This window comes from Candidatus Symbiopectobacterium sp. NZEC135 (assembly GCF_025962695.1).
Genome location: NZ_JAGFPF010001582.1, coordinates 1 through 502 on the forward strand (window position 1 = coordinate 1; position 502 = coordinate 502).

Annotated in this window: 1 protein-coding gene; it reads right to left on the reverse strand. The window is 53.6% G+C overall.

Annotation, left to right across the window (positions count from 1 at the left end; genetic code table 11):
• The coding region (gene gspJ / locus J5224_RS35490; protein ID WP_264629446.1) for a type II secretion system minor pseudopilin GspJ at window positions 1-499 on the reverse strand (499 nt) is incomplete at its 3' end.
• Window positions 500-502: the final 3 nt, after the last annotated feature.

Genomic DNA, 502 nt, shown 5'->3' on the forward strand with positions numbered 1-502 from the left:
GTAAGCGAAAGCCCTCCACCTGGGTCAATATCGCTTTCTGCTCCGGCTTTTCACCGGGAATAGGATCGACGTAGCGATAAAACAACCGCTCCAGTTGGTTATCACGCAAGCGATACGCCACGCCCTGTAATTCGCTGCGCGGTAAAATACCCAGCGGGTTAAGCCAGCCATTGCGAGTGAAACGCAGGTAGTCGTCCTCACTTTGCATCTGCTTGCTGCCGGTAAAAAAGAACGCGGCGCTGCCTCGACCATGGCGAGCAATGATGTGTGAAAGATCGTCTTCTACCTGACCAAACGCCCGCTGTAACTCCGACAATCGCTGCGCTTTGCGCGCTGAAATTTCATCGTTACGCATTACACCGTTCAGTATCTGGAATGCGCTAACGCTCAGCGCGGCAAAAATGCCGATAGCCAGCAACATCTCTACCAGTGTAAAACCGCGCTGTGCACGCAACGGTATTGCTGTTACACCGTCAAGGCGGGCCGTTTCGCCCTTCATTGT